Origin of the sequence: Kitasatospora sp. NPDC058190, assembly GCF_042883685.1 — a bacterium.
Classification (GTDB): Bacteria; Actinomycetota; Actinomycetes; order Streptomycetales; family Streptomycetaceae; genus Kitasatospora.
The window spans coordinates 81740-96730 of record NZ_JBHVVI010000017.1 but is presented as its reverse complement, the minus strand read 5'-3'; the positions used below and the strand labels follow the sequence as shown (position 1 = coordinate 96730).

At 71.5% G+C, this 14991-nt stretch carries 12 protein-coding genes; all 12 read left to right on the top strand.

Annotated features, from left to right (window positions below; all coding sequences use genetic code 11):
• The first annotated feature begins 65 nt into the window (after positions 1–65).
• The 12 genes from trpC to ACFVWU_RS11015 all read left to right on the top strand — a co-directional run bounded on the left by trpC (position 66) and on the right by ACFVWU_RS11015 (position 14991).
• Positions 66–872 (top strand): indole-3-glycerol phosphate synthase TrpC, encoded by an 807-nt coding sequence (gene trpC, locus ACFVWU_RS11070; protein ID WP_387618052.1) that lies wholly within the window; start codon positions 66–68, stop codon positions 870–872.
• Positions 873–881: 9 nt separating this feature from the next.
• The gene (trpM, locus tag ACFVWU_RS11065; RefSeq protein WP_355673186.1) at positions 882–1031 is read left to right on the top strand and encodes a tryptophan biosynthesis modulator TrpM; all 150 of its coding nucleotides are present in this window, start codon (positions 882–884) and stop codon (positions 1029–1031) included.
• Between the two features lie 52 nt (positions 1032–1083).
• A complete protein-coding gene (gene trpB / locus ACFVWU_RS11060) occupies positions 1084–2334 on the top strand; it encodes a tryptophan synthase subunit beta (RefSeq protein WP_387618050.1) in 1251 nt (416 codons plus the stop codon).
• Positions 2335–2336: 2 nt separating this feature from the next.
• A complete protein-coding gene (gene trpA, locus ACFVWU_RS11055) occupies positions 2337–3164 on the top strand; it encodes a tryptophan synthase subunit alpha (RefSeq protein ID WP_387618048.1) in 828 nt (275 codons plus the stop codon).
• Between the two features lie 254 nt (positions 3165–3418).
• Entirely contained in the window at positions 3419–3664 is a 246-nt protein-coding gene (locus ACFVWU_RS11050; RefSeq protein WP_380609370.1) for a hypothetical protein, read from the top strand.
• Between the two features lie 138 nt (positions 3665–3802).
• Positions 3803–4321 (top strand): MauE/DoxX family redox-associated membrane protein, encoded by a 519-nt coding sequence (locus tag ACFVWU_RS11045; RefSeq protein ID WP_387618046.1) that lies wholly within the window; start codon positions 3803–3805, stop codon positions 4319–4321.
• A 52-nt stretch (positions 4322–4373) separates the two neighbouring features.
• Positions 4374–5237 (top strand): DsbA family protein, encoded by an 864-nt coding sequence (locus tag ACFVWU_RS11040; protein WP_387618044.1) that lies wholly within the window; start codon positions 4374–4376, stop codon positions 5235–5237.
• A gap of 120 nt (positions 5238–5357) precedes the next feature.
• Positions 5358–6374 (top strand): prolipoprotein diacylglyceryl transferase, encoded by a 1017-nt coding sequence (gene lgt / locus ACFVWU_RS11035; RefSeq protein ID WP_387618042.1) that lies wholly within the window; start codon positions 5358–5360, stop codon positions 6372–6374.
• 161 nt (positions 6375–6535) lie between these two features.
• On the top strand, positions 6536–7258 hold the full coding sequence (locus ACFVWU_RS11030) for a VIT1/CCC1 transporter family protein (protein WP_387618114.1): 723 nt from the start codon (positions 6536–6538) through the stop codon (positions 7256–7258).
• Positions 7259–7698: 440 nt separating this feature from the next.
• Entirely contained in the window at positions 7699–12315 is a 4617-nt protein-coding gene (gene gltB / locus ACFVWU_RS11025; protein WP_387618111.1) for a glutamate synthase large subunit, read from the top strand.
• The gene (locus tag ACFVWU_RS11020) at positions 12308–13768 is read left to right on the top strand and encodes a glutamate synthase subunit beta (RefSeq protein WP_387618040.1); all 1461 of its coding nucleotides are present in this window, start codon (positions 12308–12310) and stop codon (positions 13766–13768) included. The genes gltB and ACFVWU_RS11020 overlap by 8 nt, the downstream gene beginning before the upstream one ends.
• Positions 13769–14118: 350 nt before the next feature.
• Positions 14119–14991, top strand: coding sequence for a helix-turn-helix domain-containing protein (locus ACFVWU_RS11015; protein WP_387618038.1), 873 nt, complete (start codon positions 14119–14121; stop codon positions 14989–14991).

Below are 14991 nucleotides of genomic sequence, written 5' to 3'. Positions count from 1 at the left end.
GAGCGGACGGGCCGCAGCCCGTCCGGCTCGGATGAGCGAACTGCAGAAACGATGGGGGCTCCTGAGTGAGTGTGCTCGACTCGATCATCGAAGGGGTCCGTGAGGACCTCGCCGAGCGGCAGGCCCGGGTCTCCCTGGACGAGGTGAAGGCGCTGGCGGCCAAGGCCCCGGAGGCCAAGGACGGCGTCGCCGCCCTGAAGGGCGACGGAGTCCGGGTGATCTGCGAGGTGAAGCGCTCCAGCCCGTCCAAGGGCGCGCTGGCGGCCATCGCCGATCCGGCCGCCCTGGCGCGCGACTACGCGGCCGGCGGTGCCGCCGCGATCAGCGTGCTGACCGAGCAGCGCCGCTTCGGCGGGTCGCTGGCCGACCTGGACGCCGTCCGCGCCGCGGTGGACACCCCGGTGCTGCGCAAGGACTTCATCGTCACCGCCTACCAGCTGTGGGAGGCCCGCGCGCACGGCGCCGACCTCGCCCTGCTGATCGTCGCCGCCCTCGACCAGCCGGCCCTGGTGTCGCTGATCGAGCGCGCCGAGTCGATCGGCCTCACGCCGCTGGTCGAGGTGCACGACGAGGAGGAGATCAAGCGGGCGGCGGACGCCGGGGCGCGGATCATCGGCGTCAACGCCCGCAACCTCAAGACCCTTGAGGTGGACCGCAACACCTTCGAGAACGTCTCGCACGCCATCCCGGCCGGCATCGTCCGGGTCGCCGAGTCCGGTGTGCGCGGCCCGCTCGACGTGATCAACTACGCCAACCTGGGCGCCGACGCCGTGCTGGTCGGCGAGTCCCTGGTGACCGGCAAGGACCCGCGTGCCGCGGTGGCCGACCTGGTCGCGGCCGGGACCCACCCCGCCGTCCGGCACAAGGACTGATACAGCCCGATGAAGATCGCCACCCGACTCGCCCCAGGTTGCCGCCCGCGCGGCTGCCGCGCGCCCGCACGCCGGGTGCTGGGGCGTCGGGTGCGGTACGTGATCGGTTGCGAGCCGGGGCAGGTGCCGGGGCGGCGATGGCGCGTGACGCTCGGCTGAAGCCAGCCGATCGGACGTCACAGTCATCCATATCTCCCCGAGGGAATCCACCATGTCCGAGAAGGACTACCTGCCCGGTGCCCAGGTGCCGGACGCCCGCGGCTACTTCGGCGCGTACGGCGGCCGCTTCATCCCCGAGGCGCTGGTCGCCGCGGTCGAGCAGGTCGCCGAGGAGTACGAGAAGGCCAAGGCCGACCCGGCCTTCGCCGCCGAACTCGACGCGCTGCTCAAGGACTACACCGGCCGCCCGAGCCCGCTGACCGACGTGCACCGCTTCTCCGCCGAGGCGGGCGGTGCGCGCATCCTGCTCAAGCGCGAGGACCTCAACCACACCGGCTCGCACAAGATCAACAACGTGCTGGGCCAGGCGCTGCTCACCCGGCGGATGGGCAAGACCCGGATCATCGCCGAGACCGGCGCCGGCCAGCACGGGGTGGCCACCGCCACCGCCTGCGCGCTGTTCGGCTTCGACTGCACCATCTACATGGGCGAGGTCGACACCCGGCGCCAGGCGCTCAACGTCGCCCGGATGCGGATGCTCGGCGCCGAGGTGGTGGCCGTCAAGTCCGGCAGCCGGACGCTGAAGGACGCCATCAACGAGGCCTTCCGGGACTGGGTCGCGAACGTCGACTCCACCCACTACCTGTTCGGGACCGTCGCCGGGCCGCACCCCTTCCCGATGATGGTCCGCGACTTCCACCGGGTCATCGGCGTGGAGGCGCGGCAGCAGGTCCTCGACCGCACCGGGCGGCTGCCCGACGCGGTGGTCGCCTGCGTCGGGGGCGGCTCCAACGCGATGGGGATCTTCCACGAGTTCATCCCGGACGCCGGCGTGCGGCTGATCGGCTGCGAGGCGGCCGGCGAGGGTGCCGACACCCCCAAGCACGCGGCCACCCTCACCAAGGGTGACCCGGGTGTGCTGCACGGCTCCCGTACGTACGTCCTGCAGGACGAGGACGGGCAGACCATCGAGTCGCACTCCATCTCGGCGGGCCTGGACTACCCGGGCGTCGGGCCGGAGCACGCCTGGCTGAAGGACACCGGGCGGGCCGAGTACCGGCCCGTGACGGATGACGCCGCGATGCAGGCGCTGCGGCTGCTGTCCCGTACCGAGGGCATCATCCCGGCCATCGAGAGCGCCCACGCGCTCGCCGGGGCCCTGGAGCTGGGCCGCGAGCTCGGACCGGAGGCCACCATCCTGGTCTCGCTCTCCGGGCGCGGCGACAAGGACATGCACACCGCGGCCCAGTACTTCGGGCTGTACGACGAGGCGGCCGGCGACGCGGCCGATGGGGGTAAGTGACCATGGCGAGCAAGCTCAGTGCCAGCAAGCTCAGTGGCCGTCTGGCGGCCGCCAGGGCCGAGGACCGCGCCGCGCTGATCGGCTACCTGCCGGCCGGCTTCCCGACCGTCGACGGCGGCATCCGGGCGGTCAACGCGCTGATCGAGGGCGGCTGCGACGTGGTCGAGGTCGGTCTGCCGCACTCGGACCCGGTCCTGGACGGCGCCGTGATCCAGACCGCGGACGACATCGCGCTGCGGGGTGGTGTGCGGATCAAGGACGTGCTGCGCACCGTCCAGGAGGTCGCCACCGCGCACCCCGAGGCGGCGGTGCTGGTGATGACGTACTGGAACCCGGTCGACCGCTACGGCGTGGCGCGCTTCGCCGCCGACCTGGCCGCGGCGGGCGGGGCGGGCTGCATCCTGCCGGACCTGCCGGTGGAGGAGTCCGAGGAGTGGCGCAAGGCGGCGGACGCGCACGGGCTGGACACCGTGTTCGTGGTCGCCCCCAGCAGCAAGGACGCCCGGCTGGCCGAGGTCACCGCGGCGGGCAGCGGCTTCGTGTACGCGGCCGCCGTGATGGGGGTGACCGGGACCCGGTCGGCGGTCGGTTCCCTGGCCGAGGACCTGGTCGCCCGCACCCGGGCCACGACGGACCTGCCGGTCTGTGTCGGGCTCGGGGTCTCCGACGCCGAGCAGGCGGCGGAGGTCGCCCGGTTCGCGGACGGGGTGATCGTCGGGTCGGCCTTCGTCAAGCGGATCCTGGAGGCGGGGGAGGACGAGGCGGCGGCGCTGGACGCGGTGCGGGGGCTCGCGGGCGAGCTGGCGGCGGGGGTTCGGCGGGGGCGCTGACGCGCGGTAGGAACGGTTGGCTGACGGCCTGCCACCCCTTCGGGGGGTGGCAGGCCGTTGGTGTTCGTGGGGGTGAGTGGGTGGGTGGGGGTGCGGGCGTCGGCGGTTCGGGGGAGGCGTCAGCGTGGCGGTGGCCCCGAACGGGTGAAGAGCGGAGGCGACACGCACCAGTGGGGGTTGACCGGCGTTGAGTGGAGGGACGAGTGCACGAACGAGGTGCGCGGGGGTTGCCGGGCGAGCGAAGGGGTGAGTCGGTGGCTGGTCTTCATCGGGCCGTGCTGCTGCGGGCGGCTGCCGCCGCGCTGGCTCTGGGTGCGGCCGTCGGGGCGCACACCGCGGTGGGGCACGCGCTGGCCAAGCGGGGCGCCGAGCGGGCGGAGCGGGAGGCGGTCGCCTGTGCGGAGGCGGCGCGCTGGGACGCGGCCGAGCGGGCGGCCCGGGTGCCGCGTGAGGGGCGGCTGGAACTGTTCGACCCGGGGCGGATGCCGGGCTGTCGCTGACGTACGGGCGTTCGCCGGATTCGGACAGAACGCCATGTTGTGTCACTCATACGGCGTAATTCGTGAAAACGGAGGAACCGCCCTTCATCCCTTACGGTTCATCAGGAAGTGAACGAGTTTCCCGAGAGGGGTTCCCTGATGGCCGGCCCGGCAGTACAGCCCGGTGACTCGGCGCCCGCGTCGGCGGCGTGGCGGGCGATGCCGGCCTGGAGCGAGTGGTCGGGCACCGCCGTGCGGCTCGGCCTGGCGGTGGTGTGGGGGTGGGCCGGGCTGGCGAAGATCGCCGATCCGGCGGAGGCGGCCCAGGCCGTCCGCGCGTACGAGATCCTGCCCGAGAGCCTGGTCAAGCCGATCGGCTACGGGCTGCCCTTCCTGGAGCTGGCGCTCGCGCTGCTGCTGGTGATCGGCCTCGGCGTCCGGCTGGTCGCCGGGGTCTCCGCGCTGCTGCTGCTCACCTTCATCGCCGGGATCGCCTCGGCCTGGGCGCGCGGCATCTCGATCGACTGCGGCTGCTTCGGCGGCGGCGGGCACGTCGACGCCTCGCAGACCGAGTACCTGCAGGAGATCCTGCGCGACACCGGCTTCCTGCTGCTGGCCGGATGGCTGTTGTGGCGGCCCCGTACCCGGCTCTCGGCCGACGGCTGGCTGGCCAGCTGACCCCCCGTCCCCCGCACCCGACGAAGGCCCCCAGACCGTGGATGTCAAGGCAATGAGCGAGAAGAACCGAGAAGGCAAGCGCACCGCCCGCGAGCGGATGCTGGCGCAGCGGGCGGCCGATCAGGCCTCCTCCAAGCGCAGGAAGAAGCTGATGGTGGGCGGGGCCGCGCTGGTGGTGATCGCCGCCGCCGTGATCACCGGCGTCGTGGTGCAGAACGAGCGCTCCAAGCCCGAGACCCCGACCGCCGCCCCGGCCGGCACCATCGGGGACAAGAACCTGGTCGTCCCGGTCGGTGCGAGCAACGCCCCGTCGGTCCTCACGGTGTACGAGGACCCGCGTTGCCCCGCGTGCGGCATCTTCGAGCGCGAGTTCTCCTCGACCATCGACCAGCTCGAGGACGCCGGGAAGATCTCCACCAACGTCCACGTCGTGTCGTTCATCGACCGGGCCATTCCGGGCAAGGGCTCCAAGAACGGCGCCAACGCGCTCGCCTGCGCCCAGGACGCCGGGCACTTCCGGGACCTCCACGACGTGATGTACCGCAACCAGCCGGACGAGACCAACGACGCCTTCGGCAACAAGGCCGTCCTGCTGAACCTGGCCAAGCAGGTCGACGGCCTGGACACGCCCGGGTTCCGGGCCTGCGTCAACGACAACAAGTTCGGCGGCTGGGTGTCCGCGGTGCAGCAGGACTTCGACAAGTCCAGCTACAAGTCGACGCCGACCGTGCTGCTCAACGGCCAGCCGATCTACCCGAAGAACGGCAACGAGGAGATCACCCCGGCCAACCTGATGAAATGGGTGGACGCCGCGAACCAGGGCAAGCAGCTCGGCACGGCGGGCTCGCACGGGCAGACCCCGGCGCCGACCAGCACTGCTTCGGAGGCCAACAACCCGTCGCCCACGGCCGGCTGAGCCGCCCCGGCCGCGCCGCCGCCCGTTCCCCGTCCGGAGGGGGCGGCGGCGCGTTGTTCGGTTTCTGTGACCCCGGGGGTGTCCGACCGGGGCGTCGGACCCTGTAGCGTCGGAACTGCCATGGATATCGCCTACATTCCCAGCCCGTCGCGGGGCGTCCTCTACCTCGGACCGATCCCGCTGCGCGCCTACGCCTTCTGCATCATCCTCGGTGTCGTCGCCGCCGTCTGGCTCGGCAGCAAGCGCTGGGTCGCCCGGGGCGGTGCCAAGCACACCGTCGGTGACATCGCCGTCTGGGCCGTGCCGTTCGGCCTGGTCGGCGGTCGGCTGTACCACGTGATCACCGACCACCAGCTGTACTTCGGCGAGGGGAAGAACCCCTGGAACGCCTTCAAGATCTGGGAGGGCGGCCTCGGGATCTGGGGCGCGGTCGCGCTGGGCGCGGTCGGTGCCTGGATCGGCTGCCGCCGCCGGGGCGTGCCGCTGCCCGCGTACGCCGACGCCATCGCGCCGGGCATCGCGCTCGCGCAGGCGCTGGGCCGCTGGGGCAACTACTTCAACCAGGAGCTGTACGGCCGGGAGACCACGCTGCCGTGGGGCCTGGAGATCCACAAGACGCTGCCCAACGGCGAGGTCGTGAGCGGTGTCTACCACCCGACCTTCCTGTACGAGTCGCTCTGGTGCGTGGGTGTGGCGCTGCTGGTGCTCTGGGTCGACCGGCGCTGGAAGCTGGGGCACGGCCGGGCCTTCGCGGTGTACGTGGCCGCGTACACGGTGGGCCGGTTCTGGATCGAGTACCTGCGGATCGACGAGGCGCACCACTACCTGGGCCTGCGGCTGAACGACTGGACGTCGATCGTGGTGTTCGTCGGCGCGGTGGCGTACTTCGTGATCGTCGGAAGGCTGCGACCCGGCCGCGAGGACCCGGCGAGCATCGACCCGGCGGCGCACGAGCCGGCGGACGGGGCCGAGGAGAAGGCGGAGAGCGGGAAGCCGGACGAGAAGGCGGAGAGCGAGAAGCCGAACGAGAAGGTGGACGGTGACAAGCCGTCCCGGTTCGTGGACGGGGAGGCGGACGCGCAGTCGGCTGCGAAGGTTGCCGAGAAGCCCGGCGAGGACGCCAAGAACCCGATCTGAACAGGCACTTCCCCTGACTGAGGCTGCCCTTCGCGAGGCTCGCGAAGGGCAGCCTCAGCATTGTTCGGGCAGCCTTATCTTGCTGGAAGTGCCCAGGTCACGCGGGCTACGGTCGAGGCGACGAACGAAGACGGAGGGGAAGAACCGTGAGCACGACCACCCTGGAAGCCGAACCCGCCCAGCACCCTCGGATACCCGCCGCGGACCACCACCGCGACGTCAACGGCGGCTGGCTGCGGCCCGCGGTGTTCGGGGCCGTGGACGGCCTGGTGTCCAACTTCGCGCTGATGACCGGTGTGGTCGGCGGGGCGGCGTCCAACGGCACGGTGATCCTGACCGGGCTGGCCGGCCTGGCGGCCGGCGCCTGCTCGATGGCGGCGGGGGAGTACACCTCGGTGGCCTCCCAGCGGGAGCTGGTGCAGGCCGAGATCGAGGCCGAGCGGCTGGAGCTGAGCCGCAACCCGCAGGGCGAGCTGGCCGAGCTGGCGCAGCTGTACGTCTCGCGCGGGGTGGACCCGGAGCTCGCCCACGAGGTGGCCCGGCAGCTGTCCCGCGACCCGGAGCTGACGCTGGAGATCCACGCCCGCGAGGAGCTGGGCATCGACCCCAACGACCTGCCCTCGCCGCTGGTCGCGGCGGGCTCGTCGTTCCTGTGCTTCGCGCTCGGCGCGCTGCTGCCGCTGTTGCCGTACCTGCTCGGGGCGACGTCGCTGCTGCCGGCGATGATCCTGGCGGCGCTGGGCCTGTTCGCCTGCGGTGCGGTGGTGGCCCGGGTGACGGCGCGCAGCTGGTGGTTCAGCGGACTGCGGCAGCTGGTGCTGGGCGGGGCCGCGGCCGGGGTGACGTATCTGCTGGGGTGGCTGATCGGCGGGCACGTGGGGTGATCCCCGCCCCCGGCCTGGAGGCCGGGAGCAGTGCATGACTATGCCGGGCACTGCGTGACGTTTCACACACGGACGTCTCGCAGTGCCCGGCATCGTCTCATCATCCGGGTCTCGGAGCCGCGGATTCGCATCCGTCGGCCGGGCTCTCGGGATGGATTCCCAGGCGCTCATGATCGGCTTGTGTGGCGATCGGATTTCGCCCCTGTTTCAGGCGGGGGATGGTTGGGCACAATCGTCGGGACGCGCGCTGTGGCACGTCCTCCCTCTCGCCCCCCTTGACCTGCGCATCCGTCCGCGATGTGGACGGGATATTCCGCTTCTCGGGATTCTGGGCATCATGTAACTTGCACGACCGCACCACCGCATCAGGGCCAACGTCGTCCCTACTTGCACCAACTTGCCGAAAGACGACGACGGGAGAGCCGATGCTGCCTGCATCCATGCACTCCGCCAACGAGCCTCAGGCCGGCGCCGCCCGCCAGCCCTACGCGCTCGTGCCGGATGCGCGACCTGCTGCTCAGGGCCTGTACGACCCGCGAAACGAGCACGACGCCTGCGGCGTCGGTTTCGTCGCCACGCTGACCGGCATCGCCGACCACACCATCGTCGAGCAGGCGCTGAACGTCCTGCGCAACCTGGAGCACCGCGGCGCCACCGGCGCCGAGCCGGACTCCGGTGACGGCGCGGGCATCCTGACCCAGATCCCGGACGCCTTCCTGCGCGCCAAGGTCTCCTTCGAGCTCCCGGCGGCCGGCTCCTACGCCGTCGGCATCGCCTTCCTGCCGGACGAGGATGCCGCCGACGCCGCCGCTGTCGCGCACATCGAGGCGATCGCGGCCGAGGAAGGCCTGACCGTCCTCGGCTGGCGCGACGTGCCGGTCACCCCGGACCTGCTCGGCGCCACCGCGCGCAGCGTGATGCCGCGCTTCCGGCAGGCCTTCCTGGGCAAGGACGGCCTGGCGGGGATCGAGCTGGACCGGATCGCCTTCGTGGTCCGCAAGCGCGCCGAGCGCGAGGCCGGGGTCTACTTCCCGTCGCTGTCCGCCCGCACCATCGTCTACAAGGGCATGCTGACCACCGGCCAGCTGGAGCCCTTCTTCCCCGACCTGTCGGACCGCACCTACGCGTCCGCCATCGGCCTGGTGCACTCGCGGTTCTCCACCAACACCTTCCCGAGCTGGCCGCTCGCCCACCCGTACCGCTTCGTCGCGCACAACGGCGAGATCAACACGGTCAAGGGCAACCGCAACTGGATGCGCGCCCGCGAGTCCCAGCTCGCGACCGACCTCATCCCGGCCAACAAGAACGGGCAGGGTCTGGAGCGGATCTTCCCGATCTGCACCCCGGACCACTCCGACTCGGCCTCCTTCGACGAGGTCCTGGAGCTGCTCCACCTCGGCGGCCGTTCGCTGCCGCACTCGGTGCTGATGATGATCCCGGAGGCGTGGGAGAACCACGCCACCATGGATCCGGCCCGCCGCGCGTTCTACCAGTACCACTCCAACCTGATGGAGCCCTGGGACGGCCCGGCCTGCGTCACCTTCACCGACGGCACCCGGATCGGCGCCGTGCTCGACCGCAACGGCCTGCGCCCGGCCCGCTACTGGGTCACCGAGGACGGCCTGGTCGTGCTCTCCTCCGAGGTCGGCGTCCTCGACATCGACCAGCAGAAGGTGGTCCAGAAGGGCCGTCTGCAGCCCGGCAAGATGTTCCTGGTCTGCCTCAACGAGAACCGGATCGTCCCGGACGAGGAGATCAAGGCCGGCCTGGCCGCCGAGCACCCCTACGAGGAGTGGGTCACCGGCGGGCAGATCCAGCTCGCCAAGCTCCCCGAGCGCGAGCACATCGCCCACACCCACGCCTCCGTCACCCGCCGCCAGCAGACCTTCGGCTACACCGAGGAGGAACTGCGCGTCATCCTCGCGCCGATGGCCAGGACCGGCGCCGAGGCGCTCGGCTCGATGGGCACCGACTCGCCGATCGCCGCGCTCAGCGAGAAGCCGCGCCTGCTGTTCGACTACTTCGTGCAGCTCTTCGCGCAGGTCACCAACCCGCCGCTGGACGCCATCCGCGAGGAGCTCGTCACCTCGCTGCTGTCCAACCTCGGCCCCGAGGGCAACCTGCTGACCGCCGAGGCCGCCTCCTGCCGCTCGGTCGGCATCACCTTCCCGGTGATCGACAACGACGAGCTGGCCAAGCTGGTCCACATCAACGCCGACGGCGACCAGCCCGGCCTCAAGGCCGTCACGCTGTCCGGCCTCTACAAGGTCGCCACCGGCGGCGCGGGCCTGGCCGCGCGCCTGGCCGAGATCGCCGCCGAGGCCGACGCCGCGATCGCCGACGGCGCCCGGATCATCGTGCTCTCCGACCGGCACTCCGACGCCGAGCACGCCCCGATCCCCTCGCTGCTGCTCACCTCGGCCATCCACCACCACCTGATCCGCACCAAGCAGCGCACCCAGGTGTCGCTGCTGGTCGAGGCCGGCGACGTCCGCGAGGTGCACCACGTCGCGCTGCTGATCGGCTACGGCGCCGGCGCGGTCAACCCGTACCTGGCCATGGAGTCGGTCGAGGACCTCGTCGCGCGGAACGCCCTGGACAGTCCGCACAGCATCCAGGGCGTCGAGGCCGAGAAGGCCATCAGGAACCTGATCAAGGCGCTCGGCAAGGGCGTGCTCAAGGTGATGTCCAAGATGGGCATCTCCACCGTCGCCTCCTACCGCGGCGCCCAGGTCTTCGAGGCCATCGGCCTCTCCCAGGAGCTGGTCGACGGCTACTTCGCCGGCACCACCACCAAGCTCGGCGGCATCGGCCTGGACGAGATCGCCAAGGAGACCGCCGCCCGGCACGCCAAGGCGTACCCGGCCTCCGGCATCCCGGCCGCGCACCGCGCGCTGGAGATCGGCGGCGAGTACCAGTGGCGCCGCGAGGGCGAGCCGCACCTGTTCGACCCGGACACCGTCTTCCGGCTGCAGCACTCCACCCGCAACCGCCGGTACGACATCTTCAAGCAGTACACGGACCGGGTGAACGAGCAGTCCGCCCGCCTGATGACGCTGCGCGGCCTGTTCCAGCTGGACGGCCTCGGCCGGGAGCCGATCCCGGTCGAGGAGGTCGAGCCGGTCTCCGAGATCGTCAAGCGCTTCTCCACCGGCGCCATGTCGTACGGCTCGATCTCCCGCGAGGCGCACGAGACCCTCGCCATCGCGATGAACCGCCTCGGCGGCAAGTCCAACACCGGTGAGGGCGGCGAGGACCCGGACCGCCTGTACGACCCCGAGCGCCGCTCGGCGATCAAGCAGGTCGCCTCCGGCCGGTTCGGCGTCACCTCCGAGTACCTGGTCAACGCGGACGACATCCAGATCAAGATGGCCCAGGGCGCCAAGCCCGGCGAGGGCGGCCAGCTGCCCGGCCACAAGGTCTACCCGTGGGTCGCCAAGACCCGGCACTCCACCCCCGGTGTCGGCCTGATCTCGCCGCCGCCGCACCACGACATCTACTCGATCGAGGACCTGGCGCAGCTCATCCACGACCTCAAGAACGCCAACCCGGCGGCCCGCATCCACGTGAAGCTGGTCTCCGAGGTCGGCGTCGGGACGGTCGCGGCGGGTGTGTCGAAGGCGCACGCCGACGTCGTCCTGGTGTCGGGGCACGACGGCGGCACGGGTGCTTCGCCGCTCACCTCGCTGAAGCACGCCGGCGGCCCCTGGGAGCTCGGCCTCGCCGAGACCCAGCAGACCCTGCTGCTGAACGGGCTGCGCGACCGCATCGTCGTCCAGACCGACGGCCAGCTGAAGACCGGCCGCGACGTCGTGATCGCCGCGCTGCTCGGCGCCGAGGAGTTCGGCTTCGCGACCGCCCCGCTGGTCGTCTCCGGTTGCATCATGATGCGCGTCTGCCACCTCGACACCTGCCCGGTCGGCGTCGCCACCCAGAACCCGGTGCTGCGCGAGCGCTTCTCCGGCAAGCCCGAATTCGTGGTCAACTTCTTCGAGTTCATCGCCGAGGAGGTCCGGGAGATCCTGGCCTCGCTGGGCTTCCGCTCGATCGAGGAGGCCGTCGGCCACGCCGAGCACATCAACGCCCAGGCCGCGATCGACCACTGGAAGGCCGCCGGGCTCGACCTGGCCCCGCTGTTCCACGTGCCGACGCTGCCCGAAGGCGCCGCCCGGCACCGCACGACCACCCAGGACCACGCGCTCGACAAGGCGCTGGACAACCAGCTGATCGAGCTCGCCGAGGACGCCCTGGAGCGCGGCGAGACCGTCCGCATCCAGCTGCCGATCCGCAACGTCAACCGCACCGTCGGCACCATGCTCGGCCACGAGGTGACCAAGCGGTACCGCGGCGAGGGCCTGCCGGAGGGGACCATCGACGTCACCTTCACCGGCTCCGCCGGGCAGTCCTTCGGCGCCTTCGTGCCGCGTGGCATCACCCTGCGACTGGAGGGCGACGCCAACGACTACGTCGGCAAGGGACTTTCGGGTGGCGTGGTCGTCGTGCGCCCGGCGCGCGAGGCCGCCGCCATCGGCAACGACGCCCAGAACCACGTGATCGCCGGCAACACCATCGGCTACGGCGCCACCTCGGGCCGGATCCACCTGCGCGGCAAGGCCGGCGAGCGCTTCGCCGTCCGCAACTCCGGTGCCACGCTGGTCGTCGAGGGCGTGGGCGACCACGGCCTGGAGTACATGACCGGCGGCCGGGTCGTCATCCTCGGCGAGACCGGACGCAACCTCGCGGCGGGCATGTCCGGCGGCATCGCGTACGTCCTCGACCTGCGCCCCGCCAACGTCAACGACGGCATGGTGGGCATCGAGGCCCCCACCGCCGCCGACCGCGAGTGGCTGCGCGCGACCGTGCAGCAGCACTACGAGGAGACCGGCTCCACCGTCGCCGCCGAACTCCTGGCCGACTGGGGCAGCGGGGTCTCCCGCTTCTCCAAGATCATGCCGACCGACTACAAGGCAGTGCTCGCCGCCAAGGACGCCGCTGAGCGCGATGGCCTCTCCGAGGCCGAGACCACTCGCAAGATGATGGAGGCGGCACATGGCTGACCCCAAGGGCTTCCTGACCACCGGCAAGCAGCTGGCCGAGCGCCGTCCCGTGGACGTCCGTCTGCGGGACTGGAACGAGGTCTACGTCGAGCGCAGCCTCCTGCCGATCATCACCAAGCAGGCCGGCCGCTGCATGGACTGCGGCATCCCGTTCTGCCACAACGGCTGCCCGCTCGGGAACCTCATCCCCGAGTGGAACGACCTGGCCTACCGGGACGACTGGACCGGCGCCATCGAGCGCCTGCACGCCACCAACAACTTCCCGGAGTTCACCGGGCGGCTGTGCCCGGCGCCCTGCGAGTCGGCCTGCGTGCTCGGCATCAACCAGGACGCGGTGACCATCAAGAACGTCGAGGTCACCATCATCGACAAGGCCTGGGACCGCGGCGGGGTCACCCCGCAGATCCCGGAGCGGCTCTCCGGCAAGACCGTCGCCGTCATCGGCTCCGGCCCGGCCGGCCTGGCCGCCGCCCAGCAGCTCACCCGGGCCGGCCACACCGTGGTGGTGTACGAGCGCGCCGACCGCATCGGCGGGCTGCTGCGCTACGGCATCCCCGAGTTCAAGATGGAGAAGCGCCACATCAACCGCCGCATCGAGCAGATGCGGGCGGAGGGCACCCGCTTCCGTACCGGCGTGCACGTCGGCGACGACATCACCGGCCAGCAGCTGCGCGAGCGCTTCGACGCCGTCGTGGTCGCCGCCGGTGCCACCACGGCGCGTGACCTGCCGGTGCCCGGACGCGAGCTCAAGGGCGTCCACCAGGCCATGGAGTACCTGCCGCTGGCCAACAAGGTGCAGGAGGGCGACCTCGTCGAGTCGCCGATCAGCGCCAAGGGCAAGCACGTGGTCGTGATCGGCGGCGGCGACACCGGCGCGGACTGCGTCGGCACCGCCCACCGGCAGGGCGCCCTCTCGGTGACCCAGCTGGAGATCATGCCGCGGCCCGGTGACGAGCGCCCCGGGCACCAGCCGTGGCCCACCATGCCGATGACCTACAAGGTCACCTCCGCGCACGAGGAGGGCGGCGAGCGGATCTACTCCGTGAACACCACCCACCTCACCGGCGACGAGCACGGCAACGTCCAGGAACTGCACCTGGTCGAGGTCGAGTTCAAGGACGGCCGGTTCGAGCCCGTCCCGGGCACCGAGCGGGTCATCCCCGCCCAGCTGGTCACCCTGGCCATGGGCTTCACCGGGACGGACGTGAAGAACGGCCTGGTCGAGCAGCTCGGCGTGGACCTCGACGCGCGCGGTAACATTGCCCGCGACGGCCGGTTCGCCACCAATGTCGATGGCGTGTACGTCTGCGGAGACGCCGGCCGAGGCCAGTCGCTGATCGTCTGGGCCATCGCGGAGGGCCGCTCGGCCGCTGCCGCGGTGGACAAGTACCTGGGCGGCAAGACCCCGCTTCCCGCCCCGATCCGACCCACGGACCGCCCCCTGGTGGTCTGACGGTCCGACCGGCCCCCTGAACCCCCGGCGCCGCATCGCCGGGAGCTCAACCCGCTGCCCCCGCCAGCGTCGCCGGGCCAACGCGGTCTCCTGGCGCCTGCCCTCTTCCCCGACCAGTTGGAGGGCGGGCGCCGTCGCGTTCCCCGGGCTCCCCCGGGCGACTTCTCACCCGGTTCTCACCCGGCTCTCACCTGCGCTTACCTCCGTGCACCGAGGGGCGGCTCACAGCTTTCTCCCAGCCTTCGCACAGCGGCCGGAATGCGTCCCGGCACGGGCTGTTGTTCGTCGGTGCCAGGTGGCAGACTGCCGCCGACGGCCGGGGGGCTGCGCGAGTGCGGAGGTTGACTTCGATGGGCACGACTCAGGCAGGCGGGGGCGCCACCGTACGGCGCATGCTGCTCGGCACCCAGCTGCGCAAGCTCCGCGAGTCCAGAGGCGTCAGCCGCGAGGAGGCCGGCTACTCGATCCGCGCCTCCGAGTCGAAGATCAGCCGGATGGAACTCGGCCGGGTCGGCTTCAAGGAACGCGACGTCGCCGACCTGCTCACCCTGTACGGCGTCGAGGCCGAACAGGAACGCGCCACCGTCCTCGGACTCGTCCGGGACGCCAACGCCAGCTCCTGGTGGCACGAGTACGGCGACGTGCTGCCCGCCTGGTTCCAGAACTACCTGGGACTGGAGGAGGCCGCCACCGAGATCCACAGCTACGAGGTCCAGTTCGTCCACGGGCTGCTCCAGACCGCCGACTACGCCCGCGCCGTGATCACCGCCGGCTGCCAGGGCCAGGGCGTCTCCGCCGAGGACATCGAACGCCGGGTCGAGGTCCGCCTCAAGCGCCAGGACCTGCTCACCGCCGAGCACCCGCCCCGGATGCTCGCCGTCCTGGACGAGGCCGCGCTGCGCCGCCCCTGGGGCGGCCCCGGGCTGATGCGGGGCCAGCTCGACCGGCTGCTCGAACTCGCCGAACTGCCCCACGTGCACCTGCAGGTGCTGGCGCTCGGCACCGCCGGGCTGGCCGCCGAGAGCGGTGCCTTCAGCGTGCTGGGCTTCGCCGAGGCCGAGCTCACCGACGTGGTCTACCTGGAGCAGTTCACCACCGCGCTCTACGTGGACAAGCCCGCCGAGGTCGCCTCGTACCGCCAGGCGATGGAGGGGCTCCAGGCCGAGAGCCTCAGCCCCGAACAGACCCGCGATCTTCTGCACTCCGTACGCCAAGAGCTGTGA